The sequence below is a fragment of the Amycolatopsis sp. lyj-23 genome (assembly GCF_046549135.1).
In the GTDB taxonomy this organism is placed as follows: domain Bacteria; phylum Actinomycetota; class Actinomycetes; order Mycobacteriales; family Pseudonocardiaceae; genus Amycolatopsis.
In genome coordinates this window covers 208,798-233,877 of the sequence record NZ_JAJPWN010000013.1, presented here as the reverse complement: position 1 = coordinate 233,877, position 25,080 = coordinate 208,798, and the positions used below count along the sequence as shown (strand labels likewise).

Here is a 25,080-nt window from a genome sequence, read left to right as displayed (position 1 = left end):
GCCGTGCCCGAAGGTGACACCGTCTTCCTGGTCGCCCGCCGCTTCGCGAAGGCGATGACCGGGAAGACGTTGCTGCGCGGCGAATTCCGCGTACCCCAACTGGCCACTGTGGACCTCTCCGGCCGCGAGGTGCTCGGCGTCGGCACGGTGGGCAAGCACCTGTTCACCCGCTTCTCCGGCGACCTGACGCTGCATTCGCACCTGCTGATGGACGGGATGTGGGACGTCTACCCGGCGGGCGCGAAGTGGCGGCGTCCCGGCCACCACGCCCGCGTGATCTTCACCGCGGCCGACGTCCAGGTGATCGGCTTCCGCGTCCACGACCTGAAACTCGTGGCCACGGCGAAGGAACACGACCTCGTCGCCCACCTCGGCCCGGACCTGCTGGATCCGAAGTGGACGGACGAGCACCTGGCGCGGGCGGTCGCGAACCTGACCGCCGACCCGGGCCGAGAGCTCGGCCTCGCCCTGCTCGACCAGCGCGTGATGGCGGGCGTCGGGAACCTCTACAAGTGCGAAATTGCGTTCCTGCTCGGGGTGACGCCGTGGACTCCGGTGTCCGAAGTGGACGCCACGCGCACGGTCGCGCTGGCCCGCAAGCTGTTGCTGGCCAACGCCCTGGCCGGGCGCTTCGACCAGAGCACCACCGGGCACCTCGACCGCAACCGCAAGAACTGGGTGTACGAGCGCACCCGCCAGGGCTGCTTCCGCTGCGGCGGCAAGCTCCTGGTGCGGACGCAGGGCCACGACGTCCAGCGGCGGCCGACGTGGTTCTGCCCGAAGGACCAGGCCGGACCGTACCCGCCCCAGTGAGCCGGGGACGCTCGTGTTCGCGCTGCGCGAACAGCCCGCGGACCTGAGCAGTCCTGCGGACCGAGATCACAGAAATGACGTTGCACAGCACCGCGGACTTCACCTAGCGTGGCAGTACACGAGAAAGGAGGTGGTCCTAAGTTGTATTCCAACAGGACTCGTGAGGTGGCTGTCCGCTAGCGGATGGCACGTGGAGGACTTTGAGCAGCGATACAACCGAGCCACCTTCGGCTCATCGCCTGCTTCACGTGGTGCCTGATAGCGAATACCAGGCAGTCACCGTGCCTCCGGGGTTCCCGAGCACCAGTCCGGCTCGGGCTCAGGCGTTTGACGGCGCTTGAGAGCGACCCCGGGGGTCCCTTATTTCCCGCTCCTTCGGGCAGGTCCTGCCACCGGGCGTGGTGGGACGACCGTCCGGCGATCAGCGTTGCGGTGTTCTGTCCCCCGGACGGCTGATCCTCGCTAGCCTGGACGCATGCTCAGGCCCGACTACCCGATCACCACGGCCCGGCTGATCCTGCGCCCGTTCACGCCCGGGGACCTCGACGCGTTGAACTCCTTCCAGTCCCGCGCCGACGTCGCCCGGTACCTGTACTGGGGCCCGCGCAGCCGCGCCGAGTCGGCCGCCGCGCTCGCCAAACGGGTGCACAGCTCGACCTTGACGCAGGAGGGGCAGTTCCTGGCCGTGGCGGTCGAACTGGCCGCGACGGGACAGCTGATCGGCGACCTGAACCTCGAGTGGCTGAGCAGCGAACACCGCCAGGGCGAGATCGGGTTCGTCTTCCACCCGGACCACCACGGCAAGGGCCTGGCCGCCGAGGCGACCACAGAGCTGCTGCGGCTCGGCTTCGAAGACCTGGGGCTGCACCGCATCATCGGCCGCTGCGACGGCCGGAACACCGCGTCCGCCGCGCTGATGGAGCGCCTCGGCATGCGCCGCGAAGCGCACCTCAAGGAGAACGAGATCGTCAAGGGCGAGTGGGCCGACGAGCTCATCTACGCGATGCTCGAGGACGAGTGGAAGGACCGCGACTAGTGGGCACTTTCACGTGAAAGTGCCCGCTCGGGTCGCGGGTCCCGGGCGGTTTGGCAGCATGGGGGCGTGCTCTTCGACAAGATCGTCCGCCCGGCGCTGTACCGGCTGTCCTACCACGACCCCGAGCTGGTGCACGAGCGCACGATCGGCGTCCTCGCGCGGCTCGGCAAGGCCGCGCCCGTGCTGGGGGGCGCGTTCCGCGTCGACGACCCGGTGACCGTGCTGGGGCTGCGGTTCCCCAACCGCGTCGGCCTGGCCGCCGGGATGGACAAGAACGGCCGCGCGCTGCCGGCGTGGGCCGCGCTAGGCTTCGGGTTCGTCGAGGTCGGCACGGTGACGCGGCTGGCGCAGCCGGGCAACCCGAAGCCGCGGCTGTTCAGCCTGCCGGCCAGCGATGCGGTGATCAACCGCATGGGCTTCAACAACGACGGCGCGGAAGCGCTCGCGGCGAAGCTCGCCCGCGACGGCAAACCCGGCGTCCCGCTGGGGATCAGCATCGGCAAGTCCAAGGTGACGCCGCTCGAGGACGCCGTCGAGGACTACCGGTTCTCGCTGCGGGTGCTCCACCCGTACGCGGACTACTTCGCGATCAACGTCAGCTCGCCGAACACGCCGGGCCTGCGGCAGCTGCAGGACCGCACCGCGCTCGCCGAACTGCTCGGCGAGCTGCGTTCGACGTCGCTCGAGCTCGCCGGTGGCGGTGCGCCGACGCCGGTGCTGGTGAAGGTCGCGCCCGATCTGACCGACGACGCGCTGGCCGAGCTGCTGGAGGTCGCGCTGGAGCACGGCGTCGCCGGGATCATCGCCACGAACACGACGTTGGCGCGCGAGGGCATCGCCGCCGCGGAAAGCGGCCTGGCCGGACAGGCGGGAGGACTGTCCGGCCGGCCGCTGACCACCCGCGCGGCCGAGGTCGTGCGGTTCGTGCACGACCACACCGGCGGGAACCTGCCGATCATCGGCGTCGGCGGGATCATGGGCCCGGACGACGCGGTCCGGCTCGTCGACGCCGGCGCGTCGCTCGTGCAGCTCTACACGGGCTTCGCGCTGCACGGGCCGGGCCTGGTGCGCCGGGTCAGCCGGGGTCTCGCGGCCCGGCGGTAGACGCGAAGCGCACGTACCCGCGCCAGGATTCGTAGCGGTCCAGACCAGGTCCGTCCGCCGCCAGGCACCGGACGGCCAGCGGTGCGCTGCCGTCGTCCAGGACCACGCGGTCGAGCACGAACGGCTCCTTCAGCGACGCGGCGAAGCGGTCGAACGCGGCCGGGGACAGCCGCCAGCGTTCGCCGTCGAGGCACGAGCCGCCCTCGACGACGCCCGGCTGCGGCGGTTCGGTGTCCAGGAGCACCATCCGGTAGGCCTCGGTGGTCCGGACCGGCCCGGCGAAGCGGGCGCCGAGCGCGGTGAGGTCGGCGTTGAGCGGCTGGCCGCGCAGGTGCGCGCCGAACACGACGACGTCCTCGCCCGGCTCCGGGTAGGGCGTCATCGGCTCGTCCGTGCAGACAGCCGCCAGGTCGAGGGCGATCTGATCCTCGAACGCGCGCGTCAGGAAGGTGGCGCCGAACGGCCGTCGGTCGCCCGGCAGCACCGGGACGGTCACCGCGGCGACGTCGAGGAGGTTGGCGAAGGCGGTGCAGACGGTCAGGCGGTGGCCCACGCCGGCCGGGTCGGCCAGTGCCTCGGCGATTTCCGGGTGCTCCGGCACGGCCGGCACGACCAGGGCGTTGAGGCCGTCGAAGTCCGGTTCGGAGATCGGGGTGAGCACGGCCCCGGCCGCGGTCAGCCGCGCGACGACGGTCTCGAGCGCGAGGTTCGCCGCCTCGCCGAGGGGCAGGCCGGCGGGGTAGCCGATGCGGGGGTGCTCGCCCGCGCCGAGGCGGACGTCGGCGGGCCAGGAGCGGTCGCCGCCGGTCATCACGGCGAGGGCGCGGTGGGCGGTGACCAGGCCGTTGGCGTACACGGAGACGTCGTCGGGCAGCAGGCCCCGCGTCGGCTTCACCGCGGCGACGGCGTTCAGCGCGGCGGGGACGGCCCCTGCGGTGCTCAGGGCGAGGTCGACGACGCCGAGGGCGACGGCGACCGCCCCGCCGTCGCCGCCCACCTTGGTGCGGTCCCAGGCGGCGGGGATCGTGGCGGCACCGGTCTTGCCGAGTACGACGGCACCGGCGGCGGTGAGCCGCGTGACGACCGCGGCGCTGGTTTCCGGGACGCCGTGGCCGGACGGCTGCCCGGCGACGTCGATCCGGTCCTGCACGGCGATGACCGTGCCGGCCAGCGGCAGGGTTTCCCCGGCCTGGACGCGGGCGTCGACGGCCTTGGCGTCGACGAGGACGTCTTCGACGGCGCGGAGGGTGGTCCAGAGTTCGGGGCGGCCGGCCTCGGTGAGGCGTTCGAAGGCCGCGATGACGCGGTGGGAGGCGGTCGGCGGGGTGATCGGGACGGGGTCCGGGTCCGGCGGGAGCGTGTTCACGGGGCGTCCTTTCCTCGGCGGTCGAGAAAGTCCACTGTGTACGGTCGGCGCCGGCGAACCTCAGTCCACGGCGGGCCTCCCGGCGAGTGACACCTCGGCATGCATGACAGAAACGTTAGGTCGCGGACGTTTCCGTAGCCATCAGTTTCCGATTACGCGCCGGTTTCGGCACCGGAAGGTGAACAGGGCGCGACGCCGGGGTGAAACGCACGATCACGCACGCCGGGTGACGAAGACCCGGCTCGGCCATCCGGCCGCCCTCGAACGGCCGAACCAGGCACCCGGACGGCCCAGCGAACCCGCAACTCGCGTGATTGAGCCCGTAACTCACGTGATTGAGCCCGGCACTCGCGTACCTGGAGGGTCGGCTGGCGTACCCGGAAGGTCGGTCCGCGTACCTGGAGGGTCGGCTGGCGTATCTGGACGGTCGGACGCGGCCCGACCGTCTGAGTACGCAGGCCGACCGTCTGAGTACGCAGGCCGACCGTCTGAGTACGCGAGCCGACCGTCTGGGTACGCAGGCCGACCGGCTGGGTACGCGAGCCGACCCTCCAGGTACGGCGGGGGTGGGTCAGGAGAGTTCGCGGAGGGCCATGGCCAGGCCGGCCAGGCGGTCGGTGGCGTCGGTGAGGGCCTGCTTGGACGTCACCAGGCCGTCGCTCGAGGCGGCGACCGTGTGGCCGGCCGCGGCCACCAGGCCGCGGTAGCCCTCGAGACCGTCTTCGAGCTGCTCGCGGAGCTTGGTCACCGCTGCGTCGAGGGCCGCCTTCTCGCGGGCGGGTGCGGAGTCGCGGCCGCGCTCGATCGCCTGAATGCGGGCCGCCAGGCCGCGCAGTGCGGCCGCCGCCTCCGTGGCCGTCTGGCGGGCGTCCGCCACCGAGATCTCCGAGACCGGGGGCGTGCCCAGCGAGGACGGCACCGAAAGCTGACGCAGCAGCTCCGTCAGCGACGCCTCGCACTCGGCGAGCCGCTCCATCGGCTCGCGAGCCGCCGAGCGGGCGGGTGGCAGCGGCGGCGGGCCGGCCGGCGCCGACGGGATCGGGATGCGCTTGAGTTCGCGCAGCTTCAGGCCGGAGCGGACGCCGAACGTGCCGAACACGACGGCCCCGGCGAACGCGGTGATCGCCTGCGGCATCATCGGCGTCCCGGCGGCGCTGATCCAGCCCATGCCGGCGGCCAGGGTGAGGACGCCGCACAGGATCGTCAGGAGGATCCACAGCGTCAGCGCGCGAGACGTCCGGCGCTTGCGGCGTTCGAGCTTCGCGGCCGGGTGGTTCCAGCGGTCCCACTTGGCCCGGGCCTCGGCGAACACCGGAACCTGGTTCGCCACCGACGACCAGGTCGTGGCCGTCAGGTCGGGCCGCCGGACCGGCGGCCGCTGCAACGGGTTGGGGCGGGCGTACTTCCCGCCGGCCTGCTCGGCCGGCGGGAAGTACTTCTGCACCTTCTGGAGCTTCTCCTGGGCGCGCACCGCGTAGTCGGGCAGCTTCTCGATGTGCTTTTCCAGCTTCGCGCTCAGCTCGCCGAAGTCACGCCGTCTGCCCTGCTGCGCCATGGTGCTCGCCCCCTTCGAACGAATCGCCCGGTCAGGCCGGGTTCTTGCCCTGCTCGGCCTGCACGCGCGCCTGGATCTCGCGCTGGATGTCGGCCGAGCTGCTCGCCGGCTTCTGGGCCGCGCCACCGTCGGTCACCTGGGCGACCGAGTCACCGTGCATCGACGCGCGGATCTGCTGCAGCCGCGACTGACCGGCCAGCTGCGTGGTGGAGGCCTGGACCTCCATCATGCGCCCCTGAACCGAGTTCTGGGCGAGCTCCGCCGAGCCCAGCGCCGTGGTGTAGCGCTTCTCGATCTTGTCGCGGACCTCTTCCAGCGACGGCGTGTTGCCCGGCGCGGCCAGCTGGCTCATCTGGTTCAGCGAAGCGGAGACCTGCTCCTGCATCTTCGCCTGCTCCAGCTGCGAGAGCAGCTTCGTGCGCTCGGCCAGCTTCTGCTGCAGCATCTGCGAGTTGCGCTCCACGGCCTTCTTGGCCTGGGCCGCGGCCTGCAGCGACTGGTCGTGCAGCGTCTTCAGGTCCTCGATGCTCTGCTCGGCCGTGACGAGCTGCGTCGCGAAGCTCTCCGCGGCGTTCTCGAACTCGGTGGCCTTCTGCTCGTCGCCCTTGGCGCGCGCCTCGTCGGCGAGGACCAGCGCCTGCCGGGTCGAGGCCTGCAGCTTCTCGACCTCGCCGAGCTGCCGGTTGAGCTTCATCTCCAGCTGCCGCTGGTTGCCGATCACGGAGGCGGCCTGCTGCGTCAGCGCCTGGTGGTTGCGCTGCGCCTCCTCGATGGCCTGCTGGATCTGTACCTTCGGGTCGGCGTGCTCGTCGATCTTCGACGAGAACGCCGCCATCATGTACTTCCAGAACTTCACGAACGGGTTGGCCATCTCCTCCGCCTGCCTTCTTGCGTCCCACGGGCCTAGGTACTCGGGGTGTGGGGCGTCGCTCCCCTGCTGCCTGTCCAACGCACCAACCCCGGCGTCGGGTTCCATCGTGTCAGGTCGGCCACGTCCGTTCCAGGCGACCCGGCCGAATTCAGGGATCACCCCGATCACTACCCGTAGACAACGCGGACGGCCCCGGGCGGGTTGCCCGGGGCCGTCGGCCGAAATTCAGCGGTGAAGCAGCCCGCCGACTCGCGCCGGGCCGGGGGTCCGGGGGCTCGCCCCCGGCGGGGGTCTGGGGGCTCGGCCCCCAGAGGACACGGCGAGGAGGCTACGGCGAGCGCTCTCCGCGAGCACACCTCACCTGACCTCCGAGCGCTCTCCGCGAGCACACCTCACCCAGCCTCCCAGCCTCCGAGCCCGATCTACGCGGCGATGGTCGAGGCCAGCTTCGGCTGGCCGATCGTCGTCCGCAACGTCGTGTTCATCCGCGGCGCCGGGGAGATCCGCAGGTCGGCGAGGTCGTTGCCGATCAGCTCGGACATCAGGCGGCCGCCTTCGATGCCGGCTGCCGAGGCCTCGGCGCCCCGCTTCTCCCGGGGCGCGCCTTCCACGATCCGCTCGTCGACCGGTGGGACCTCGACGTTGTCGAGGGCCGAAACGTCCGCTGCCACGTTGTGCAGCAGTTCGCCGAGCGGAAGGTCCAGGGCCTGGCAGATGGACGCCAGCAGTTCGCTCGACGCCTCCTTCTGACCCCGCTCCACCTCCGAGAGGTAGCCGAGGCTGACCCTGGCGGCGCGGGAGATGTCGCGCAGCGTACGACGCTGGTTGGTGCGGGCATGACGGAGCCGATCACCGATCGCCTCACGCAACAGCACGGTCATCACGCGCCTCCCTTCCGAACAAGTACCCCCTACGTTACCCAGAGCGGTGCCCCGGGCGCAGGAGTTGGTGTGCACGTACGCCAAGGGCGAACGCGTGTTTCACGCCAAATGTTCCCCGAGCAGGGCAAACGCGGCCAAGACCGACTCGGTCCTGATCAAGTCGCGATCGCCGTCCAGGGCCAGCGTACGGACTGTGCGTGTTCCCGGCCCGGCGAGCCCGACGTGCACGGTGCCCGGTGCGACGCCGTCCTGCGCCGACGGCCCCGCCACGCCGGTGAGCCCGAGACCCCACGTGGCGCCGCACTTCTCGCGCGCACCCTCGGCGAGCTGCGCGGCGACCTCGGGGTGGACCGCGCCGTGCTCGGCCAGCAGCTCCGCCGACACGCCGGCCAGGACGGCCTTCAGCTCGGTGGCGTAGACCACCAGTCCGCCGCGCAGGACCGCGCTCGCCCCCGGCACCCTGGCGAGGGTCGCGCAGACGAGCCCGGCGGTCAGCGATTCGGCCGTCGCAACGGTCTCGCCGCGCGCGGTCAGGGCCGCGACCAGGTCTTTTTCGTCCACCCTCAGCTCCCGGTGACCCGGCGCCCGGCCGCCCGCAGCCGCACCGCGCGCACGAGGTAGTCGACGCCGGTGACGACGGTCAGCACCAGCGCCAGCCCCATCAGCGCCCACCGCACCGGGTCCGCGCCGGCCGGCAGCGGCAGCAGGTACGCCACGATGGCCGCGATCTGGGCCATCGTCTTGGCCTTCCCGCCCCGGCTCGCCGGGATCACGCCGTGCCGGATCACCCAGAACCGCAGCAGCGTGACGCCGATTTCGCGGACGGCGATGACGATCGTGACCCACCAGCCGAGCTCGCCGAGCACGCTCAGCCCGACCAGCGCCGCGCCGGTGAGCGCCTTGTCCGCGATCGGGTCGGCGATCTTGCCGAAGTCGGTGATCAGGCCGTACTTGCGGGCCACCCAGCCGTCCAGCTGGTCGGTGGCCGAGGCGATCGCGAACAACCCGGTCGCGATCGCGCGCCAGGTCGTGTCCTGGCCGTCGCCGACGAACAGGGCGACGACGAACAGCGGCACCAGGACCAGCCGCGACAGCGTCAGGAGGTTCGCGACGTTCAGCGTCGGGACCGGGGTCGGCGCCGGAACTCCGGCGGCGGCTTCGTGGGTGAGGCCCTCGTCGGCGGCGTCGCTGGGGAGCGCACTCACCGGTCGGCGTCCGGTACCGCGCGGACGATCAGGTCCACGCCCGCCGAGTCCACGACCTCGCACCGGAGGAAGTCGCCGACCTGCGTCTTTTCGGGCGCGTCGAGGATGATGCACTCGCCGTCGACCTCCGGGGCCTGGTGCGCGGCGCGGCCGGTGAGCTCGCCGTCGTCGTCCAGCTCCACCAGGACGTCGACGAACGTGCCGATCCGGTCTTCGGCGCGCTGCGCGGTCAGCTCCTCGACCAGCGCCGAGATCCGCGTGACGCGCTTGGCCACCTCTTCGGGGTCGAGCTTGCCGTCGTAGCCCTCGGCTTCGGTGCCGTCCTCGTCCGAGTAGCCGAAGACGCCCACGGCGTCCAGGCGCGCGCCCGTGAGGAACCGCTCCAGCTCGCTCAGGTCGTGCTCGGTCTCGCCGGGGAAGCCGACGATGACGTTGGTCCGGATGCCCGCCTCGGGCGCGTACTCGCGGATCTGCTCGCACAGCGCCAGGAACGAGTCCGTCGAGCCGAACCGGCGCATCCGGCGCAGCACCTGCTCGCTGGAGTGCTGGAAGGACAGGTCGAAGTACTCGGCGACGCCCGGCGTGGTCGCGATGGCCTTGACCAGCTGCGGGCGCGTCTCGGCCGGCTGCAGGTAGGACACGCGGACGCGCTCGATGCCGTCGATCTCCGCCAGCCGCGGCAGGAGCCGCTCCAGCGCGGTGGCGCCGTCGCGGCCGAAGTCCTTGCCGTAGGACGTGGAGTTCTCGCTGACCAGGAACAGCTCCTTGACGCCGTGCTCGGCCAGCCACAGCGCCTCGGCGACGATCTCGTCCGGCTGCCGCGAGACGAACGAGCCGCGGAAGGACGGGATCGCGCAGAAGGAGCAGCGCCGGTCGCAGCCGGAGGCGATCTTCAGCGCCGCCACCGGCGAGTCGTCGAGGCGCGTGCGCAGCACCCGCGGGCCCCAGCCGTGGCCGGGGACCTCGACGGTCTCCGCGGCGGCGGGCCGCTCGACCGGGCTGATCGGCAGCAGCTTGCGGCGGTCGCCCGGCGTGTGCGAGGCGATCTTGCGGCCGGCGACGACGTCGTCGAGGCGGTCGGAAAGCGCGGCGTAGTGGTCGAAGCCCAGCACCGCGTCGGCCTCCGGGAGGCTGTCGGCGAGCTCGTGCCCGTAGCGCTCGGCCATGCAGCCGACGGCGACGACCTTCTTGCCCGTGTCGGACGCGGCGAGCAGCGTGTCGACGGAGTCCTTCTTGGCCGACTCGACGAAGCCGCAGGTGTTGACCACCACGACGTCGGAGTCCTCGGGATCGGCCGCCAGCTCCCAGCCGCCGGCCGCGAGCCGGCCCGCGAGCTCCTCCGAGTCGACCTCGTTGCGGGCGCAGCCCAGGGTCAACAGGGAGACGCGTCGGGTGGCAGCTGGGTCCGCGGCAGGGGAAGGCACGACGTTCAGGGTAGCCGCCGGTCCCGGACGGCCCGAAGACGGCGTAGCCCGGTAGTGGCCACCGGAGCTCCGGGCGATGTGGCAGGGTTGACGCTCGTGCCGTCCGACTCGCCCCGCCCGACCGTCCGCCGCGCCCGGATCGCCGACGTCCGCAAGATCAAGGCCCTGGTCGACTCGGACGCGGGCCGCGTCCTGCTGGAGAAGGACCTGGTCACGCTGTACGAGGCGGTCCAGGAGTTCTGGGTCGCCGAAGTGGGTGACGAAGTGGTCGGCGCGGCCGCGCTGCACGTGCTCTGGGAGGACATCGCCGAGCTGCGCACGGTGGTGGTCGACAAGGCCGCCCGCGGCCAGGGTGTCGGGCGCGTGCTGGTCGCCCGGCTGGTCGACGAAGCGCGTGAGCTCGGTCTCAGGCGGCTCTTCGTGCTGACGTTCGAGACCCGCTTCTTCGCCGGGCACGGGTTCGTCGAGATCGACGGCACGCCGGTGTCGCACGAGGTGTACGAGGAGATGCGGCGCTCGCACGACACCGGCGTCGCCGAGTTCCTGGACCTGCCCTACGTCAAGCCGAACACCCTCGGCAATTCGCGGATGCTGCTCGAACTCTGAGTGAAAACCTCCTTTCGGGCGGTGACGGCCACCACTGCCCTGCCCGAAGCTGATCGCGCACTCGTCCACCGATCGGCAAGGAAAACACCGAATGCGCGCGACACTGCGGAACCTGGGGGCCACCGTGACGGTGGCCGTTTCTGTCGGCGCGGGCGCCCTGCTGGGCACCGGCACCGCGGCGGCCGTCGACATCCCGACGGTCACCGACCAGTACCTCTTCAGCACCTCGCTGTCGAGCTTCGAGACGATCCGGAATTCAGCGCCCTACAACGGCCAGCTCGACTGGTCGTCCGACGGCTGCTCGTGGGCGCCGGACAACCCGTTCGGCTGGAAGTTCCTGCCGGGCTGCCACCGGCACGACTTCGGCTACCGCAACTACAAGAAGCAGGGCCGGTTCACCGAGGCGAACCGGCTGAAGATCGACGACAACCTGTACACGGACCTGAAGAGCGTCTGCGGGTCGAACATCGCGTGCAAGGGCGCGGCGTGGACGTACTACGAGGCGGTCCGCAAGTTCGGCGGCTGAGCGCGCGTCCTGGCCCGGGTGTGCCTCGCGCATCCGGGCCAGGACGAGTCAGCTCGGTGGCTTGCCACGCCTGCGCCAAGGCAGCGGGCGCCCGAAGGACCACAGCCCGCGGGGCGATCGCCCGGAGGAGCGACCTGTCGCACCTCCTCGGTCTGCCAGCGAGGAGGTGCGAGGCGAGAGCCGGACGGCAGCCGCCGTTTTGGCGGCTGATCCGGCCGATCCGGGCCAGGATGGTGATCATGGAGATCGATCACCTGCTCAGCACGACCCGCGCGGTGCGCCGCAAGCTGGACCTCGACCGGCCGGTCGAGCCGGAAGTCCTCGAAGAGTGCCTGAACCTGGCGCTGCAGGCGCCGACACCGGGCAACGTCCAGGCGTGGCGCCGGCTGGTCGTGCGCGACCAAGCGTGAAGGACCCGCAGGCGGTGGCGTACACGACGGTGCCGGACTTCAAGCCCGCCGCGCGCACCCCGCTGTCCGACGTGGCCTACCTCGACCACTGGGGCACGCCGCTCAGCTGATCCGGAGCGTCGCTTCCCCGGCGTCCTCGCTGACCGCCACGAGCTCGATCCGGCTGGCGGCGAACGTCGTCGCCTGCGGGCCGGTGCGCGGGCCGCTGTGGAGCTCGGCCGTGGTGCTTTCGCCGTGGCCGGGCTCCTTCAGCAGGAACGCCAGCGTCGCCTCGCCCTCCCAGAAGCACGCCATGCCGGGACGGCACCGCGAGTCGGCGACGAGCCGCGTGTAGCGCACGGTCAGGTCCTTGCCCTGCACGGCGGCCTCCTGCCCGAGCCGCAGGGTGACGTCCTGCCCGGCGGTGACGCTCACGGCCGGCGAGGCCACCGCCCGTGGAGCCGGGGCGGCGGCGACCGAGCTCCCCACCGTGACGACGGCGAAGGCGAACAGTCCGGCGAGGAATCGCGGTAGGTCCACGTGCACAGGACGGAACCGGGCGAGCACGGGTTGCACCGCTACTCGTCCTCTTCGCCCGCGTCGGCGTCCACCGGGCCGCCGCCGCGGATCATGAACAGGACCGACTCCAGCTCCTCCGGCTTGATCAGCACGTCACGCGCCTTCGAGCCCTCCGACGGGCCCACCACGCCGCGGCTTTCCAGCAGGTCCATCAGCCGGCCCGCCTTCGCGAAGCCGACCCGCAGCTTGCGCTGCAGCATCGACGTCGAGCCGAACTGGGACGTCACGATCAGCTCCGCCGCCTGCAGCAGGACGTCGAGGTCGTCGCCGATGTCCGGGTCGATCTCCTTCTTCTCGCCCGCCTTCTGCGCCGTCACGCCGTCCTGGTAGTCCGGCTGCGCCTGCTCCTTGGCGTAGTTGACGACCGCGGCGATCTCTTCGTCGCCGACGAACGCGCCCTGGATGCGGACCGGCTTCCCGGCGCCCATCGGCAGGTAGAGCGCGTCGCCCATGCCGATCAGCTTCTCCGCGCCCGGCTGGTCGAGGATGACCCGCGAGTCGGTCAGCGACGACGTCGCGAACGCCAGCCGCGAAGGCACGTTCGTCTTGATCAGGCCGGTGACGACGTCGACCGACGGCCGCTGCGTGGCCAGGACCAGGTGGATGCCCGCCGCGCGCGCCTTCTGGGTGATGCGGACGATCGCGTCCTCGACGTCGCGCGGGGCGGTCATCATCAGGTCGGCGAGCTCGTCGACGATGGCCATGATGTACGGGTACGGCCGGTACTCGCGCTCGGACCCCGGCGGCGCGGTGATCTCCCCCGAGCGCACCTTCTTGTTGTAGTCGTCGATGTGCCGGACCTTGTTGACCTGCATGTCCTGGTAGCGCTGTTCCATCTCCTCCACCAGCCAGGCCAGCGCGGCGGCCGCCTTCTTCGGCTGGGTGATGATGGGCGTGATCAGGTGCGGGATGCCTTCGTACGGCGTCAGCTCGACCATCTTCGGGTCGATCAGGATCATCCGGCACTCGTCCGGCGTCGAGCGCGCGAGGAGCGACACCAGCATCGAGTTGACGAAGCTCGACTTACCGGAGCCGGTCGAACCCGCGACCAGCAGGTGCGGCATCTTCGTGAGGTTCGCGGTGACGAAGTGGCCCTCGATGTCCTTGCCGAGGCCGATCACCATCGGGTGGTTGTCCTTGACCGTGGACGGCGCCCGCAGGACGTCACCCAGGCGGACCATCTCGCGGTCGGAGTTGGGCACCTCGATGCCGACCGCGGACTTGCCGGGGATCGGCGCCAGCAGCCGGACGTTGTCGGTGGCCACCGCGTACGCGATGTTCTTCGTCAGCGCGGTGATCTTCTCGACCTTCACGCCCGGGCCGAGCTCGACCTCGTAGCGGGTGACCGTCGGGCCGCGGGTGAAGCCGGTGACCTGCGCGTCGACGTTGAACTGCTCCAGCACGCCGGTGATCGCCTCGATCATGGCGTCGTTGGCCTTGCTGCGCGACTTCGGCGCGTCGCCGAGCTTCAGCAGGTCGGGCGGCGGGAGCTGGTAGTCGCCCTCGACCGTGCGGGTGACCGCGAGCGGCGGTTCCGGGGCCTTCTTCGGCTTCTTCTCGACGACCTCGGGCGCGGGCTTCGGCTTGGGCGGCTTGATCGGCGTCGGCGCCTCGGCCAGCATCGCGTCGATGTCCAGCTGCTCGGGAGCGGCGTCGGCGGACTGGCGGCGGCGCGACGGCTTGCGCAGCCGCGCGGCCTTCGGATCGGCGTCGGTGACCTTCTCTTCGTCGGTGGCGAAGCCCGGCTGCTGCGCTTCGGCCTCGGCGATCTCGTCTTCGTCGAGACCCCAGTTCCGCAGCCGGTGCGGGATCTCGCGGACCGGCGTGCCGGTGAACACGAGCACGCCGAAGAACAGCGCGAGGATCAGCAGCGGCACCGCGACCCAGGTGGTGACGCCCATGGTGAGCAGGCCGCCGGAGAAGGCCCCGACGATGCCGCCGGCGTACATCCGGCCGTCGTTGGTCTCCGGCAGCGCGGTGAAGATGTGCAGCATCCCGAGCACGGACAGGACGACCATGATCGTCCCGACGACCATCCGCGGCCGCGTTTCCGGGTGCGGCTCGGACCGCATCAGCGCGACGGCCACGACGACCAGCACCAGCGGCAGCGTGACGGCCCCGGCGCCGAGGACGGTCCGGGTCGCGATCTCCACCCCGGTACCGATGGGCCCGGCGGCCCGCCACCAGACCCCCACGGCGGCGACGATGGCCAGGGCGATCAGGCCGAGCGCGAGCCCGTCACGGCGGTGTTCCGGCTCGAGTTCGCGGGTGCGGCCGACCGTGCGGGCCAGCGTGCCGAGGCCCTTGGCCAGCAGGTTCCAGGTGCCGCGGACACCCTTGCCGAAGATCCCGGGTGTCTTGCGCCGGGAGCGTGGCGGTGGTTTGCGAGTGGACGACGTACGCGGCTTCGCAGGTGTACGCGGCTTACGCGCCGCTGCCCCTTTCGCGCCGCTTCCCGTGCTTCTCTTCCTCGTCGCCGACCCAGCCATGCCGTTTACGGTAACCGGCCGTGGCGGTTCGTCCCACGCGCCACTCTCGGCCCAGGGTGAACTTCTGCCGCACACCGCGGGTTGAGCGGCCATCCGGGTGAACTGATCCGCCCAGTGCGCAAACGGGTGAAATCGGCGTCTGCCATGCTCTGCCCCATGGTCGCGCTGAACTCCGACAACACCGCCCGCCGGGCGCCCGCCATCTGGCGGACCATGCTGAACATCGACCGCGGGCTGGTGAACCTCGTCGGGCGGCTCACGGTCACCGGCCGGGTGCCCGCGCAGCTGCGGGGCAAGCCACTGCTGATGGCCGCGAACCACATCGGCGTGTTCGACGCCTTCGTGCTGATGGCCGCGTGCAAGCGGATCGGCATCAACCCGCGGTTCATGCTGGCCGGCGGCATCCTCGACGCGCCCGTCATCGGGCCGGCGCTGCGGGTCAGCGGGCACCTGCGCGTCGACCGCAAGCACGCCGGGACCGCCGTCGGGCAGTTCGCCGAGGCCGTCGAGGCGATGAAGACCACCCGCGAGCCGATCATCGTCTACCCGGAGGGCCGGATCAGCCACGACCCGGGCCTGTGGCCGGAGCGCGGCAAGACCGGCGCCGCGCGGCTGGCGCTGGCGGCGGGCGTCCCGGTGATCCCGATCAGCCAGTGGGGCGCGCACGAGGCCGTCTACTGGGGCACCGAGACCGTCAACGGCCCGGCCGACCTGGTCCCGCTGGCCCGCTCGGGCCTGTCCGCCCCGCTGCGCCGGCCGCGGTTCCAGGTGCACTTCGGCGACCCCGTCGACCTCTCCGACATCGACACGCTGCGGCCGGGCGCCGGCGTGCGGGCGCACGCGAAGATCATGCAGGCGATCACCGACGGCCTCGTCCCGCTGCGCCGCGGCGAACTCGACCGGCCCCGCTTCCACGACCCGACGCGGCCCACCGACACGGTCAGCCCCTGGAAGCCGTCGTCCGGATCGTGAGACACGCGGGCGCGCGGCCCTAGAGTCGGCGGACGTGAGCACACGGATACTCGTCGTCTACTACAGCTCGACCGGGAACACCGCCGCCCTCGCCGAGTCGCTCGCCGCGGGCGCGCGCGAGGCCGGGGCCGACGTGCGGGTGCGGACCGTGCCGGAGACCGTCCCCGCCGACGCCATCGCGCGGAACCCGCGCTGGCAGGCCTGGGTCGACGCCGGGCCGCACCACGAACTCGCCACGCTCGGCGACCTCGAGTGGGCCGACGGCCTGGCCGTCGGCAGCCCGACCCGGTTCGGCGGGCCGGCCGCCCAGCTGAAGTCCTATTTGGACAGCACGGGTGGCCTGTGGGCGCAGGGAAAGCTGGCGGACAAGGTGGCGACGTCGTTCACGACGGCGTCCACCGCCCACGGCGGCCTCGAGTCGACACTGCTGGCGATCAACAACGTCTTCTACCACTGGGGCGCGATCGTCGTGCCGCTCGGCTACACCGACCCACACCTCAAGGAGTCCGGCAACCCCTACGGCGGCTCGTTCGTTTCCCGCAAGTCGGCGGCGCCGGACGACGTCGCGCTCGACGCCCTGCGCCTGCAGGGCCGGCGGCTGGCCACGATCACCACGCACGTCGCGACCGGGCTGAAGCAGCCCGGATAACCGGGAAAAGGGTTTCGGCGGTGACACCGGGGCACCTACAGTCGCGACGGTGACCACCGAACTGCCCGTCCTCACCCCGCCCCGGGTCGCCCACCGCGGGCGCGGGACCGCCTACGTCCTGCTCGCCGCGCTGTTCTTCAGCACGTCGGGCACCCTGGGCAAGTCCGTGATGACGGCCGGGATCACGCCGCAGCAGGTGGCCGCGGCGCGGATCGCGCTGGCCGGGGTCGTGCTGCTGGCCGGAGTGGCGCTGGTCGCGCCGCGGAAGCTGCGGGTGCGCCGGGTGGACCTGCCCGTCCTGGCCGGCTACGGCCTGCTCGGCGTCGCCGGTGTCCAGCTGCTCTACTTCGTCGCCGCGGGGCGGCTCCCGGTCGGGATCGCCATCCTGCTGGAGTTCGTCTCGCCGGTGCTCATCGCGTTGTGGGTCCGGTTCGTGCGGCGGCACCGGCTGCCGCGGGCGGTGTGGGGCGGCATCGCGCTGGCCATGGTGGGGCTCGCGCTCGTCGCGCAGGTCTGGGACGGCGTCACCTTGGACGGGCTCGGCCTGCTCGCCGGCTTCGGCGCGGCGCTGTGCTCGGCGGCCTACTTCCTGCTCGGCGAACGCGCGGTGGCCGGCATCGACCCGCTCGGCCTGGTCACCTGGGGCATGGTGGTCGGCGCGGTCGCGATCAGCTTCGCCGCGCCGCCGTGGACGTGGCCGGCCGCGCTGCTCGACGTGCCCGTCGGGTTCGGCGCTTGGCACCCGCCGGTGTGGCTGCTGCTGACGCTGCTGGTGCTGGTCGCCACGGTGCTCGCGTACTTCTGCGGCATTTCGGCGCTGCGGCACCTGCCCGCGTCGGTGGCGAGCGTGCTCGGCCTGGTCGAGCCGGTGATCACGACGGCCGCGGCGTGGGTGCTGATCGGCGAGGAGCTCGCCTGGCCGCAGCTGCTCGGCTCGGCGATCCTGCTGGCCGGCGCGTACGTCGTCCAGCGCAATTCGGCGGTCCTCACGGCCTGAAGTTGCGCAAATACTGCACCGGACGAGCCGCGGGTGCGAAAATTCCGCGATCCGGGTCCTCTGCGGGGAGGTAGCACCTTGGCGACCGAATCCGGGCTGCGGCCCGATCTGCGGCAGCGGCACGTCCGGATGATCGCTCTCGGCGGGATCATCGGCGCGAGCCTGTTCATCGGCAGCGGCGCGGTGATCCACACCGTGGGCCCGGCGGCGGTGCTGTCCTACGCCATCGGCGGGCTGCTCGTCGTCCTGGTGATGCGGATGCTCGGCGAGATGGCGACCGCGGCGCCGTCGCTGGGCTCGTTCATGGAGTACGCGCGCGACTCGCTCGGCGGCTGGGCGGGGTTCACCATCGGCTGGCTGTACTGGTACTTCTGGGTCGGCGTGGTGGCGTTCGAGGCGGTGGCCGGCGCGAAGATCCTGCAGGGCTGGATCCCCGGTGTGCCGCAGTGGGTGTTTTCCCTGGGGCTGATGCTGCTGCTGACGGCGACGAACCTGGCGTCGGCGCGTTCGTTCGGCGAGACGGAGTTCTGGCTGGCGTCGATCAAGGTCGCCACCATCGTCGTGTTCCTGCTGCTGGGCACGCTGTTCGTGCTCGGGCTCTGGCCGGACGCGCACTTCTCGGTGGGTAACATCGGTCTCGACGGCTTCGTCGCGAACGGGCCGTTTTCGGTGGTGCACGGCGTGGTCATCGTGATCTTCTCGTACTTCGGCGCCGAGATCGTGACGATCGCGGCGGCGGAGTCCGACCAGCCGGAGACGGCGGTCCGCAAGGCGACGTCGACGATCGTCTGGCGCGTGATCGTGTTCTACGTCGGTTCGGTGGCCCTGCTGGTGATGATCACCCCATGGCGCGAAATCCGACCGAGACGAGCCCCTTCGCGGCGGCGTTCGGCCGCTTCGGCGTCCCGGCGGCGGCGACGATCGTGTCGGCGGTGGTGCTGACGGCGGCGCTGTCGGTGCTGAATTCGGGGCTGTACACGGCATCCCGGATGTTGTTCGCCCTGCGGCGCCACGGGTGGGCCCCAGGCTGGGTAGCGGACACGAACGCGCGCGGCGTGCCGTGGAAGGCGATCCTGGCGTCGACGTCGGTCGGGTACGTGGCGGTGGTGATGAGTTACGTGTCCCCGGACAAGATCTTCTACTTCATCATCAATTCGGCGGGCGCGGTGGCGTTGTTCGTGTACGCGATCATCTGCGGCTCCCAGATCCGCATGCGGCGTTCTCTCGAAGCTTCGGAGCCGGAGAAGCTGAAGCTGCGGATGTGGGGATATCCGTGGCTGAGCTGGGTGACGTTGGCGTTGACGCTGGTGGTGGTGGCGTCGATGTTGTTCGTGGACGAGGACGCGCGGGCGCAGTTGTACCTGAGTTTGATCAGCCTGGCGGTGATCCTGGGGGTTTACGCGGTCATCCGCCGGCGATCCTCGACAGGGGCGGCAGATCCCCGTGAGTGAGAGTCGTGCGGCCGCCGAAGATCCCGAATCGCAACCAACGACGCTTGGTGATCGCAATCCGCTTCCGAATCCGACACGACACGGCAACTTCGGCAACCTTCCACCCTCACTCCGGTAACAAGCCGCCCGCCGCGCCGTTGATATACGGCAACTGCAAGCGGAGAGGGTCGACATGGGGAAGACACGAAGGTGCGCACGAAATCACGTCAAAGTCGAAGATGACCCGTTCCGCTCTCCTTATCAGCGAGACCGCGATCGGGTGCTGTATTCGTCCGCGTTTCGGCGTCTGTCCGGCGTCGCCCAAGTGGCCGCGGTCAACGAGCAGCGAGTTCTGCACAACCGTCTCACCCACAGCCTGAAGGTCGCCCAGCTCGGCCGTCGGCTGGTCCAGCAGCTGAAACACGGCGAATCGAGGGACGAACGGGAACTCCGGAAGCTGGCCGGCGTCAAAGCGGACGTCGTGGAGACGGCCGGTCTCGTGCACGATATCGGCCATCCACCGTTCGGGCACATCGCCGAGCCGGTCCTCGACGCCTGCCTTCGTCGCACCGACGGCTTGGAAGGCTTTGAGGGGAACGCCCAGTCGTTCCGGATAGTAACGAAGCTCGCCAGGCGGAGGACCGATTATCCGGGCCTCGACCTCACTCGGGCGACCCTCGACGCCATGCTCAAGTACCCCCGGCCGAGACCGATCTCCGCCGGCGATGCCTTGGGCGTCCCGCCTTGGACGGACCGCCGCTTCGGCAACAAGTGGGGCGCGTACTCGAGCGAGCTCAGAGACTTCCGGTGGGCACGGAAGGGCGCTAGGGCCGAAGTCAGATCGGCCAACGCCATCCTGATGGATTGGGCCGACGACATCACCTACGCGACCCACGACATCGAGGATTACTTCAGAGCCGGTCTGATCCCCCTCCATGATCTGCGCAGGGACAGCTCCCGCATCGCCCGGCACGCCCATCGTCGGCTGGGTGGTATGGCGGACTTCGATGCGGCCAGGTTCGACGCCGCACTGAAGCAGGTCATCAAGCGGTTCGAAATGGGAATCACCACATCGTGCTGGGATACGCGGCAGAACCGCTCCGCGATGAACGCGATAACGACGATGAACCTCACGGAGTGCGTCGGCGCGGTTTCCCTGGTGGCCGAACCTCCTTATGTCACGGTGGAAGCAAGTTGCCAATACCTCGTCGAAGCTCTGAAGGAGCTGACTTGGTTCTACGTCATCGACAGACCGTCGTTGGCAGTGATGCAGAAGGGGCAGAAACGGATCGTCCAATCGCTCTACGACCGGCTCCGCGACTGCCTGGCCGAGTCACCGAAGAGTCCTCGGTTGCCGATCCAGCTTCGCTCGCTCTACCGGGACCTCGGGCATGACAGCGACTTCGCCTCCGCCTATGCACGATCTTCCGAAGCCCGGGAAGCGCGCGCGGTCGTCGATTACATCTGTGTGCTGACCGAAGCGCAAGCCGTCGACCTGGACGAGCGATTGAGCGGCCGCTCGCACAGCTCCATGTTCGGGGCCTGGTTCAGCTAACCGCCGGCGATCCTCGACAGGGCCCCGAAGAACACGTCCGTGATCTTCGCCGGATCGGGGGCCACGAACGCCTGGCCGCCCGTGGCCGCCGTCAGCTGGTCCAGTTCCGCCTTGTCCGCGTCCGGGCCGATGCCCACTCCGATCAGCGGGATCGGGCGGCGGGGGTCCTGCAGCTTGGCCAGTTCCGCCAGCACCTCCTCGCGGGAAATGCCGTGCGGGTCGTCGTTGTGGCCGTCCGTCATCACGATCACCAGGTTCAACCGGCCCGGCTCCCACTCCCGGCGGGCCGTTCGATACGTGTCCAAAACGCTGTCGTACAAGCCCGTTCCGCCGTCCGGGGTCGCCTTCACCTGGGCCAGCTTGTCCAACGCTCCGCTCGCCAGGTGCTGGGCGACCGACGCCATCGGCAGCAGCTCGCGGTAGTCCTTGTCGCCGTCCAGGCGGGTCGAGAACGCCAGCATGCGCAGCTGGGTCGCCGGCTTGAACAGGCGCATCGCCTTCGCCGCCGCCTGCATCGTCACCTGCATGCGGTCCAGGCCCGTGCCCGGGACCTGGGCGTTCATCGAGCCCGACACGTCGACCAGCACCTGCACCCGCGCGCTCAGGTTGATGCCCGCCCACTGGTTGAGCAGCTCGTCGACCACCGGCGCCGGCGGGAGGTTCGCCACGCGGATGCCCTCCGGCTGCACCCGCGGGTCGTCGGGGTGGTCGCGCAGCGCCTGGCCGCCCGCCGCGCGCAGGCCCGTCCGGGCGATCGCGTCCGTGCCCGCGTCGCCGAGCGCCGCCTCGCGCAGGGCGTCGATGATCGGGCGCTGCTGCGGCGTTATGCCGCCCAGCTCCGCGAACGGGTAGTCCAATGTGGGCACCGCCGTCGAATAGACCGCGACGAGCGGGGACTTCGCGTCCTCGACGTTGTGGCGCAGCAAGGAGTTCTCCGACGCGGGGAACGCCGTCACCGCGGCCGCGCCGCCGCCGTCGCTCGATCCCGGCAGCCGCGCGATCAGGTCCGTCTCCGCGCCGAGGGTGTTGGCCGAGAACCGCCGCAGCGTCGCCACGTACGCGGCCGATGGCTCGGGTGATCCCTTGACGCTGTCCCGCAGGCCGAGCAGCGCCATCGCCCCGACCGGGTCGCGCGCCGGGTCGGACATGCCCGGGACCACGCCCGGCGCCGCCAGCACCTCCGCCCAGGTCGGCGCCCGCTCGGGCCAGCCGAGACCTTTGGCGACGTCCGCCGCGACCGCCAGGACCACCGGCGAACTCGCCACCGACGCCCCGCTTTCGGGCACGTCGGAGGCGCCGAGCTGGTGGGCGCGGCGCAACGCGAGCGTGGAGTCCGGGACCCAGACCTGCGGGCGCGGGCTGCCGTCGGACAGCGCGAGCCGCTCGGCCGCCGGGGTCGCGTCCCGCGTCTGGATCTCGATGCTGCCGCACTTCAGGTCGAGACCGTGCGCGACGAGCGACAACGCGGGTGCGATGTCCGGCGACGCGGTGACGAGGACCTTCGCGGGCTGTTCGCACGACGGCCGGGCGCGCACGGTCGTCACGGCCGCCCACGCGCCGGCTCCGAGGAAGAGTACGAGACCGGTCGCGAGGGCGGGCACGAGCAGCCGGTGTCGTCTACCGTCCGAATGACGTCCCATCGGCGCGGCCTCTCTGCGCGAGGCGGGGTGGGATCAAGGTTATCCCGCAGCAAAGCGGCGGTTCGTGGTCCAGACGGCCTAACAGCTGGGCCGTGGAAGCAGTGAAGGCCGCATCGGGGGCGCGGAGTCCCTCGATGCGGCCTTCACGGGCCGGAAAACCTAGACCGGGATGACGGTCGGGACGATCATCGGGCGGCGCCGGTACGTGTCGGCCACCCAGCGGCCCACCACCCGGCGGACCGCCTGGGCGATCCGGTGCGTGTCGGTGATGCCTTCGGCCTCCGTGCGCGCCAGCTCCATCTCCACCAGCGGCACGACGGCGGCGAGTGCCTTCGGGTCGTCGGAGAAACCGCGGCCGGACACCGTCGGGCTGCTGACCGCGCGGCCGGTGCTGGAGTCCACCGCGACGCTGATCGAGATGAACCCGCCTTCGCCGAGGACCAGGCGGTCCGACAGCGTCGACTCGCCGACGTCACCGACCGAGAGGCCGTCGACGTACACGTGCCCCACCTCGACGCGGCCGGTGCGGGACGCCTTGCCGTCGACCAGGTCGACGACCACGCCGTCCTCGGCGATGACCACGTTCTCCGGCGCGACGCCGGTGCGGATCGCCAGCTCGCCGTTCGCGCGCAGGTGCTTCCACTCGCCGTGGACCGGCATCACGTTGCTCGGACGCACCGCGTTGTACAGGTAGAGCAGCTCCCCCGCCGACGCGTGGCCGGACACGTGCACCTTCGCGTTGCCCTGGTGGACGACGTTCGCACCGAGCCGGGTCAGGCCGTTGACCACGCCGAACACCGCTGTCTCGTTGCCCGGGATCATCGAGCTCGCCAGCACGACGGTGTCGCCCGCGCGGATCGAGATCTGCCGGTGCTCGCCGCGCGCCATCCGCGACAGCGCCGAGAGCGGCTCGCCCTGCGAACCCGTCGAGACGAACAGGACCTTGCTCTCCGGCAGGGTGCTCGCCTGGTCGAGGTCGACCAGCAGGCCGTCCGGCACGTTGAGCAGGCCCAGCTCGGCCGCGATCCCCATGTTCCGGACCATCGACCGGCCGACGAACGCGATCCGGCGCCCGTGCCGCTGCGCGGCGTCGAGGACCTGCTGGACGCGGTGGACGTGGCTGGCGAAGCAGGCCACGATCACGCGCTGGTCGACGCGGCGGATGACGTCGTCGAGGACCGGGCCGATGTCGCGCTCGGGCATGACGAACCCGGGGACCTCGGCGTTGGTCGAGTCGACGCAGAACAGGTCGACGCCCTCGTCGCCGAGCCGGGAGAAGCCGGCCAGGTCGGTGAGGCGCCCGTCCAGCGGGAGCTGGTCGAGCTTGATGTCGCCGGTGTGCAGGACCACGCCCGCCGGGGTGCGGATCGCCACCGCGAGCGCGTCCGGGATGGAGTGGTTCACCGCGAAGAACTCGAGGTTGAACGCGCCGACGTCGCGGCGCTCGCCCTCGCGGACCTGGATGAGGTTCGGCCGCTGCCGGTGCTCCTTGGCCTTGGCCGCGAGCAGGGCGTTGGTGAACTTCGAGCCGTAGATCGGCAGGTCCGGCCGCAGGCGCAGGAGGAACGGGACGGCACCGATGTGGTCTTCGTGCCCGTGGGTGAGCACCAGGCCGTCGATGTCGTCGAGGCGGTCCTCGATCGCGCGGAAGTCCGGCAGGATCAGGTCGACGCCGGGCTGGTCGTCCTCGGGGAAAAGCACCCCGCAGTCGACGATGAGCAGCCGGCCGCCGTACTCGAAGACGGTCATGTTGCGCCCGACTTCGCCGATACCACCCAGCGCGACGATGCGCAGGGCTCCTTCAGGCAGAGCGGGCGGGGCGTTGGTGGGGCCTGGGCCGACGAGAAGTGAGCTCACCGAGGCAGGGTCCCAACGCTGGTGTGCGAGGTCGGCGCGACGTAGGCCGCTCGCGAGTCTGCTTGTGCCACCCGCTCACCATGCCAGTCCTGGGCCGCCGTGTCGCCCAGCGGCACGCCGCCCTGGGCAAGATCAGCAGCGATCGAGGCCGTCTGCTCGGCGGTGGGCGCCACGATCGGCAGCCGCGGGTCGCCGATGTCGAAGCCGCGCAGCCGCAGCGCCGCCTTGCTGAAGGCGACCCCGCCGACCCGCGACATCGCGCGCAGCACCGGCAGCATGCCGCGGTGGTTGGTGCGCGCGGTGGAGGTGTCGCCGTTCTCGTAGGCGTCGAGCATGGCGCGGATCCGGCCCGCGACGACGTGACCGATCACACTCACCACGCCGACGCCGCCGACGGACAGCCACGGCAGATTCAGGCCGTCGTCGCCGGAGTAGTACGCGAGGTGGGTGTTGGCGATGACCTCGGAGCCGGCGATCAGGTCGCCCTTGGCGTCCTTGACCGCGACGATCCGGGGGTGCTCGGCCAGCCGCAGCAGCGTGTCGACCTCGATCGGGACGACCGAACGCGGCGGGATGTCGTAGAGCAACACCGGCAGCCCGGTGCTGTCGGCGACGGTGGTGAAGTGCGCGAACAGCCCGGCCTGGCTGGGCCGCGAGTAGTACGGGGTGACGACCAGCAGGCCGTGCGCACCGGCCTCTTCGGCCTGCTTGGCCTGCTCGATGCTGTGCGCGGTGTTGTTGGTGCCCGCGCCGGCCACGACGGTCGCGCGGTCGCCGACGGCCTCGACCACGGCGCGGATCAGCTCCTGCTTCTCCGCGTCGCTCGTGGTCGGGCTCTCGCCGGTGGTGCCGTTGACCACGAGGCCGTCGTTCCCCAGCTCCACGAGGTGCTCGGCCAGCTCCTGCGCCCGCTTCAGGTCCAGCGCGCCGTCGGCGTCGAACGGGGTGGCCATCGCGGTGAGCACGCGCCCGAACGGCCGTCCGGGCGCTGCTGTAACAACCGGAGCTTCGCTCCGGGCCGGGGGCTCCGCCACCCGGACCCCCGAACTGCCTGTGGTAGGTGGGTTGGACATGGGAAGAAGGTACCCCGAGGGTCCGACGAAAACCGCGTCGACCTGGTCACCAGGAGGATTTCC

22 protein-coding genes and 1 pseudogene are annotated in these 25,080 nt (G+C 71.0%); 11 read left to right on the top strand and 12 right to left on the bottom strand.

Going from position 1 to position 25,080, the window contains the following annotated elements; translation table 11 throughout:
- Positions 1-3 precede the first annotated feature (3 nt).
- The 3 genes from ACLJPY_RS31480 to ACLJPY_RS31470 all read left to right on the top strand — a co-directional run bounded on the left by ACLJPY_RS31480 (position 4) and on the right by ACLJPY_RS31470 (position 2,953).
- A complete protein-coding gene (locus ACLJPY_RS31480; protein ID WP_410593914.1) occupies positions 4-813 on the top strand; it encodes a DNA-formamidopyrimidine glycosylase family protein in 810 nt (269 codons plus the stop codon).
- A 475-nt stretch (positions 814-1,288) separates the two neighbouring features.
- Positions 1,289-1,849 (top strand): GNAT family N-acetyltransferase, encoded by a 561-nt coding sequence (locus tag ACLJPY_RS31475; protein ID WP_410593912.1) that lies wholly within the window; start codon positions 1,289-1,291, stop codon positions 1,847-1,849.
- A gap of 66 nt (positions 1,850-1,915) precedes the next feature.
- Complete coding sequence (locus tag ACLJPY_RS31470; RefSeq protein WP_410593910.1) at positions 1,916-2,953, top strand: quinone-dependent dihydroorotate dehydrogenase; 1,038 nt, start codon at positions 1,916-1,918, stop codon at positions 2,951-2,953.
- Here the strand turns inward: ACLJPY_RS31470 and ACLJPY_RS31465 are convergent.
- The 7 genes from ACLJPY_RS31465 to rimO all read right to left on the bottom strand — a co-directional run bounded on the left by ACLJPY_RS31465 (position 2,925) and on the right by rimO (position 10,255).
- The gene (locus tag ACLJPY_RS31465) at positions 2,925-4,319 is read right to left on the bottom strand and encodes an amidase family protein (RefSeq protein ID WP_410593908.1); all 1,395 of its coding nucleotides are present in this window, start codon (positions 4,317-4,319) and stop codon (positions 2,925-2,927) included. The genes ACLJPY_RS31470 and ACLJPY_RS31465 overlap by 29 nt on opposite strands.
- A 571-nt stretch (positions 4,320-4,890) precedes the next feature.
- Complete coding sequence (pspM, locus tag ACLJPY_RS31460) at positions 4,891-5,874, bottom strand: phage shock envelope stress response protein PspM (protein WP_410593906.1); 984 nt, start codon at positions 5,872-5,874, stop codon at positions 4,891-4,893.
- A gap of 31 nt (positions 5,875-5,905) precedes the next feature.
- Entirely contained in the window at positions 5,906-6,745 is an 840-nt protein-coding gene (locus ACLJPY_RS31455) for a PspA/IM30 family protein (protein ID WP_410575073.1), read from the bottom strand.
- 422 nt (positions 6,746-7,167) lie between these two features.
- A complete protein-coding gene (locus ACLJPY_RS31450) occupies positions 7,168-7,626 on the bottom strand; it encodes a helix-turn-helix domain-containing protein (RefSeq protein WP_410593904.1) in 459 nt (152 codons plus the stop codon).
- Positions 7,627-7,725: 99 nt separating this feature from the next.
- Positions 7,726-8,187 (bottom strand): CinA family protein, encoded by a 462-nt coding sequence (locus tag ACLJPY_RS31445; protein WP_410593902.1) that lies wholly within the window; start codon positions 8,185-8,187, stop codon positions 7,726-7,728.
- Between the two features lie 2 nt (positions 8,188-8,189).
- Positions 8,190-8,831, bottom strand: a complete 642-nt coding sequence (gene pgsA / locus ACLJPY_RS31440; protein WP_410593900.1) for a CDP-diacylglycerol--glycerol-3-phosphate 3-phosphatidyltransferase — start codon at positions 8,829-8,831, stop codon at positions 8,190-8,192.
- Entirely contained in the window at positions 8,828-10,255 is a 1,428-nt protein-coding gene (gene rimO / locus ACLJPY_RS31435) for a 30S ribosomal protein S12 methylthiotransferase RimO (RefSeq protein ID WP_410593898.1), read from the bottom strand. Before rimO ends, pgsA begins: the two co-directional genes overlap by 4 nt.
- Positions 10,256-10,342: 87 nt before the next feature.
- Between rimO and ACLJPY_RS31430 the strand changes: the two genes are divergently transcribed.
- The 3 genes from ACLJPY_RS31430 to ACLJPY_RS31420 all read left to right on the top strand — a co-directional run bounded on the left by ACLJPY_RS31430 (position 10,343) and on the right by ACLJPY_RS31420 (position 11,797).
- Positions 10,343-10,861, top strand: a complete 519-nt coding sequence (locus ACLJPY_RS31430) for an amino-acid N-acetyltransferase (protein WP_410593896.1) — start codon at positions 10,343-10,345, stop codon at positions 10,859-10,861.
- A 91-nt stretch (positions 10,862-10,952) separates the two neighbouring features.
- Positions 10,953-11,387, top strand: coding sequence for a phospholipase (locus tag ACLJPY_RS31425; RefSeq protein WP_410593894.1), 435 nt, complete (start codon positions 10,953-10,955; stop codon positions 11,385-11,387).
- 239 nt (positions 11,388-11,626) lie between these two features.
- Positions 11,627-11,797: a nitroreductase family protein gene (locus ACLJPY_RS31420; RefSeq protein ID WP_410593892.1), complete on the top strand. Its 171-nt coding sequence runs from the start codon at positions 11,627-11,629 to the stop codon at positions 11,795-11,797.
- A gap of 102 nt (positions 11,798-11,899) precedes the next feature.
- Here ACLJPY_RS31420 and ACLJPY_RS31415 read toward each other — a convergent pair whose 3' ends face one another.
- Together ACLJPY_RS31415 and ACLJPY_RS31410 are read right to left on the bottom strand one after the other, a co-directional pair.
- Positions 11,900-12,316: a hypothetical protein gene (locus ACLJPY_RS31415; protein ID WP_410593890.1), complete on the bottom strand. Its 417-nt coding sequence runs from the start codon at positions 12,314-12,316 to the stop codon at positions 11,900-11,902.
- Between the two features lie 38 nt (positions 12,317-12,354).
- On the bottom strand, positions 12,355-14,844 hold the full coding sequence (locus ACLJPY_RS31410) for a DNA translocase FtsK (protein ID WP_410593888.1): 2,490 nt from the start codon (positions 14,842-14,844) through the stop codon (positions 12,355-12,357).
- 156 nt (positions 14,845-15,000) lie between these two features.
- Here ACLJPY_RS31410 and ACLJPY_RS31405 point away from each other — a divergent pair, with 156 nt between their 5' ends.
- The 5 genes and pseudogenes from ACLJPY_RS31405 to ACLJPY_RS31385 all read left to right on the top strand — a co-directional run bounded on the left by ACLJPY_RS31405 (position 15,001) and on the right by ACLJPY_RS31385 (position 20,447).
- Positions 15,001-15,816 (top strand): lysophospholipid acyltransferase family protein, encoded by an 816-nt coding sequence (locus tag ACLJPY_RS31405; protein WP_410593886.1) that lies wholly within the window; start codon positions 15,001-15,003, stop codon positions 15,814-15,816.
- Between the two features lie 34 nt (positions 15,817-15,850).
- A complete protein-coding gene (wrbA, locus tag ACLJPY_RS31400) occupies positions 15,851-16,465 on the top strand; it encodes an NAD(P)H:quinone oxidoreductase (protein ID WP_410593884.1) in 615 nt (204 codons plus the stop codon).
- A 49-nt stretch (positions 16,466-16,514) separates the two neighbouring features.
- Positions 16,515-17,462, top strand: a complete 948-nt coding sequence (locus ACLJPY_RS31395; RefSeq protein WP_410593882.1) for an EamA family transporter — start codon at positions 16,515-16,517, stop codon at positions 17,460-17,462.
- 78 nt (positions 17,463-17,540) lie between these two features.
- Positions 17,541-18,913 (top strand): annotated as a pseudogene (locus ACLJPY_RS31390) (amino acid permease).
- Between the two features lie 172 nt (positions 18,914-19,085).
- Complete coding sequence (locus tag ACLJPY_RS31385; RefSeq protein ID WP_410593880.1) at positions 19,086-20,447, top strand: deoxyguanosinetriphosphate triphosphohydrolase family protein; 1,362 nt, start codon at positions 19,086-19,088, stop codon at positions 20,445-20,447.
- On the opposite strand, the gene ACLJPY_RS31380 is transcribed toward ACLJPY_RS31385, so the two are convergent.
- The 3 genes from ACLJPY_RS31380 to dapA form a co-directional block, all read right to left on the bottom strand.
- Positions 20,444-22,087: a VWA domain-containing protein gene (locus tag ACLJPY_RS31380; RefSeq protein WP_410593879.1), complete on the bottom strand. Its 1,644-nt coding sequence runs from the start codon at positions 22,085-22,087 to the stop codon at positions 20,444-20,446. The genes ACLJPY_RS31385 and ACLJPY_RS31380 overlap by 4 nt on opposite strands.
- Positions 22,088-22,246: 159 nt before the next feature.
- The gene (locus tag ACLJPY_RS31375) at positions 22,247-23,896 is read right to left on the bottom strand and encodes a ribonuclease J (protein ID WP_410594070.1); all 1,650 of its coding nucleotides are present in this window, start codon (positions 23,894-23,896) and stop codon (positions 22,247-22,249) included.
- A gap of 44 nt (positions 23,897-23,940) precedes the next feature.
- Complete coding sequence (gene dapA / locus ACLJPY_RS31370) at positions 23,941-25,017, bottom strand: 4-hydroxy-tetrahydrodipicolinate synthase (RefSeq protein ID WP_410593877.1); 1,077 nt, start codon at positions 25,015-25,017, stop codon at positions 23,941-23,943.
- Between the last annotated feature and the right edge of the window lie 63 nt (positions 25,018-25,080).

What these genes read in the sequence shown, in the direction of transcription:
- ACLJPY_RS31475 (WP_410593912.1), top strand. Translation starts at nt 1,289, where the DNA reads ATGCTCAGGCCCGACTACCCGATCACCACGGCCCGGCTGATCCTGCGC.
- pspM (WP_410593906.1), bottom strand. Translation starts at nt 5,874, where the DNA reads ATGGCGCAGCAGGGCAGACGGCGTGACTTCGGCGAGCTGAGCGCGAAG.
- ACLJPY_RS31455 (WP_410575073.1), bottom strand. Translation starts at nt 6,745, where the DNA reads ATGGCCAACCCGTTCGTGAAGTTCTGGAAGTACATGATGGCGGCGTTC.
- ACLJPY_RS31450 (WP_410593904.1), bottom strand. Translation starts at nt 7,626, where the DNA reads ATGACCGTGCTGTTGCGTGAGGCGATCGGTGATCGGCTCCGTCATGCC.
- ACLJPY_RS31425 (WP_410593894.1), top strand. Translation starts at nt 10,953, where the DNA reads ATGCGCGCGACACTGCGGAACCTGGGGGCCACCGTGACGGTGGCCGTT.
- ACLJPY_RS31420 (WP_410593892.1), top strand. Translation starts at nt 11,627, where the DNA reads ATGGAGATCGATCACCTGCTCAGCACGACCCGCGCGGTGCGCCGCAAG.
- ACLJPY_RS31410 (WP_410593888.1), bottom strand. Translation starts at nt 14,844, where the DNA reads ATGGCTGGGTCGGCGACGAGGAAGAGAAGCACGGGAAGCGGCGCGAAA.
- ACLJPY_RS31405 (WP_410593886.1), top strand. Translation starts at nt 15,001, where the DNA reads ATGGTCGCGCTGAACTCCGACAACACCGCCCGCCGGGCGCCCGCCATC.
- ACLJPY_RS31385 (WP_410593880.1), top strand. Translation starts at nt 19,086, where the DNA reads ATGGGGAAGACACGAAGGTGCGCACGAAATCACGTCAAAGTCGAAGAT.
- ACLJPY_RS31380 (WP_410593879.1), bottom strand. Translation starts at nt 22,087, where the DNA reads ATGGGACGTCATTCGGACGGTAGACGACACCGGCTGCTCGTGCCCGCC.
- dapA (WP_410593877.1), bottom strand. Translation starts at nt 25,017, where the DNA reads ATGTCCAACCCACCTACCACAGGCAGTTCGGGGGTCCGGGTGGCGGAG.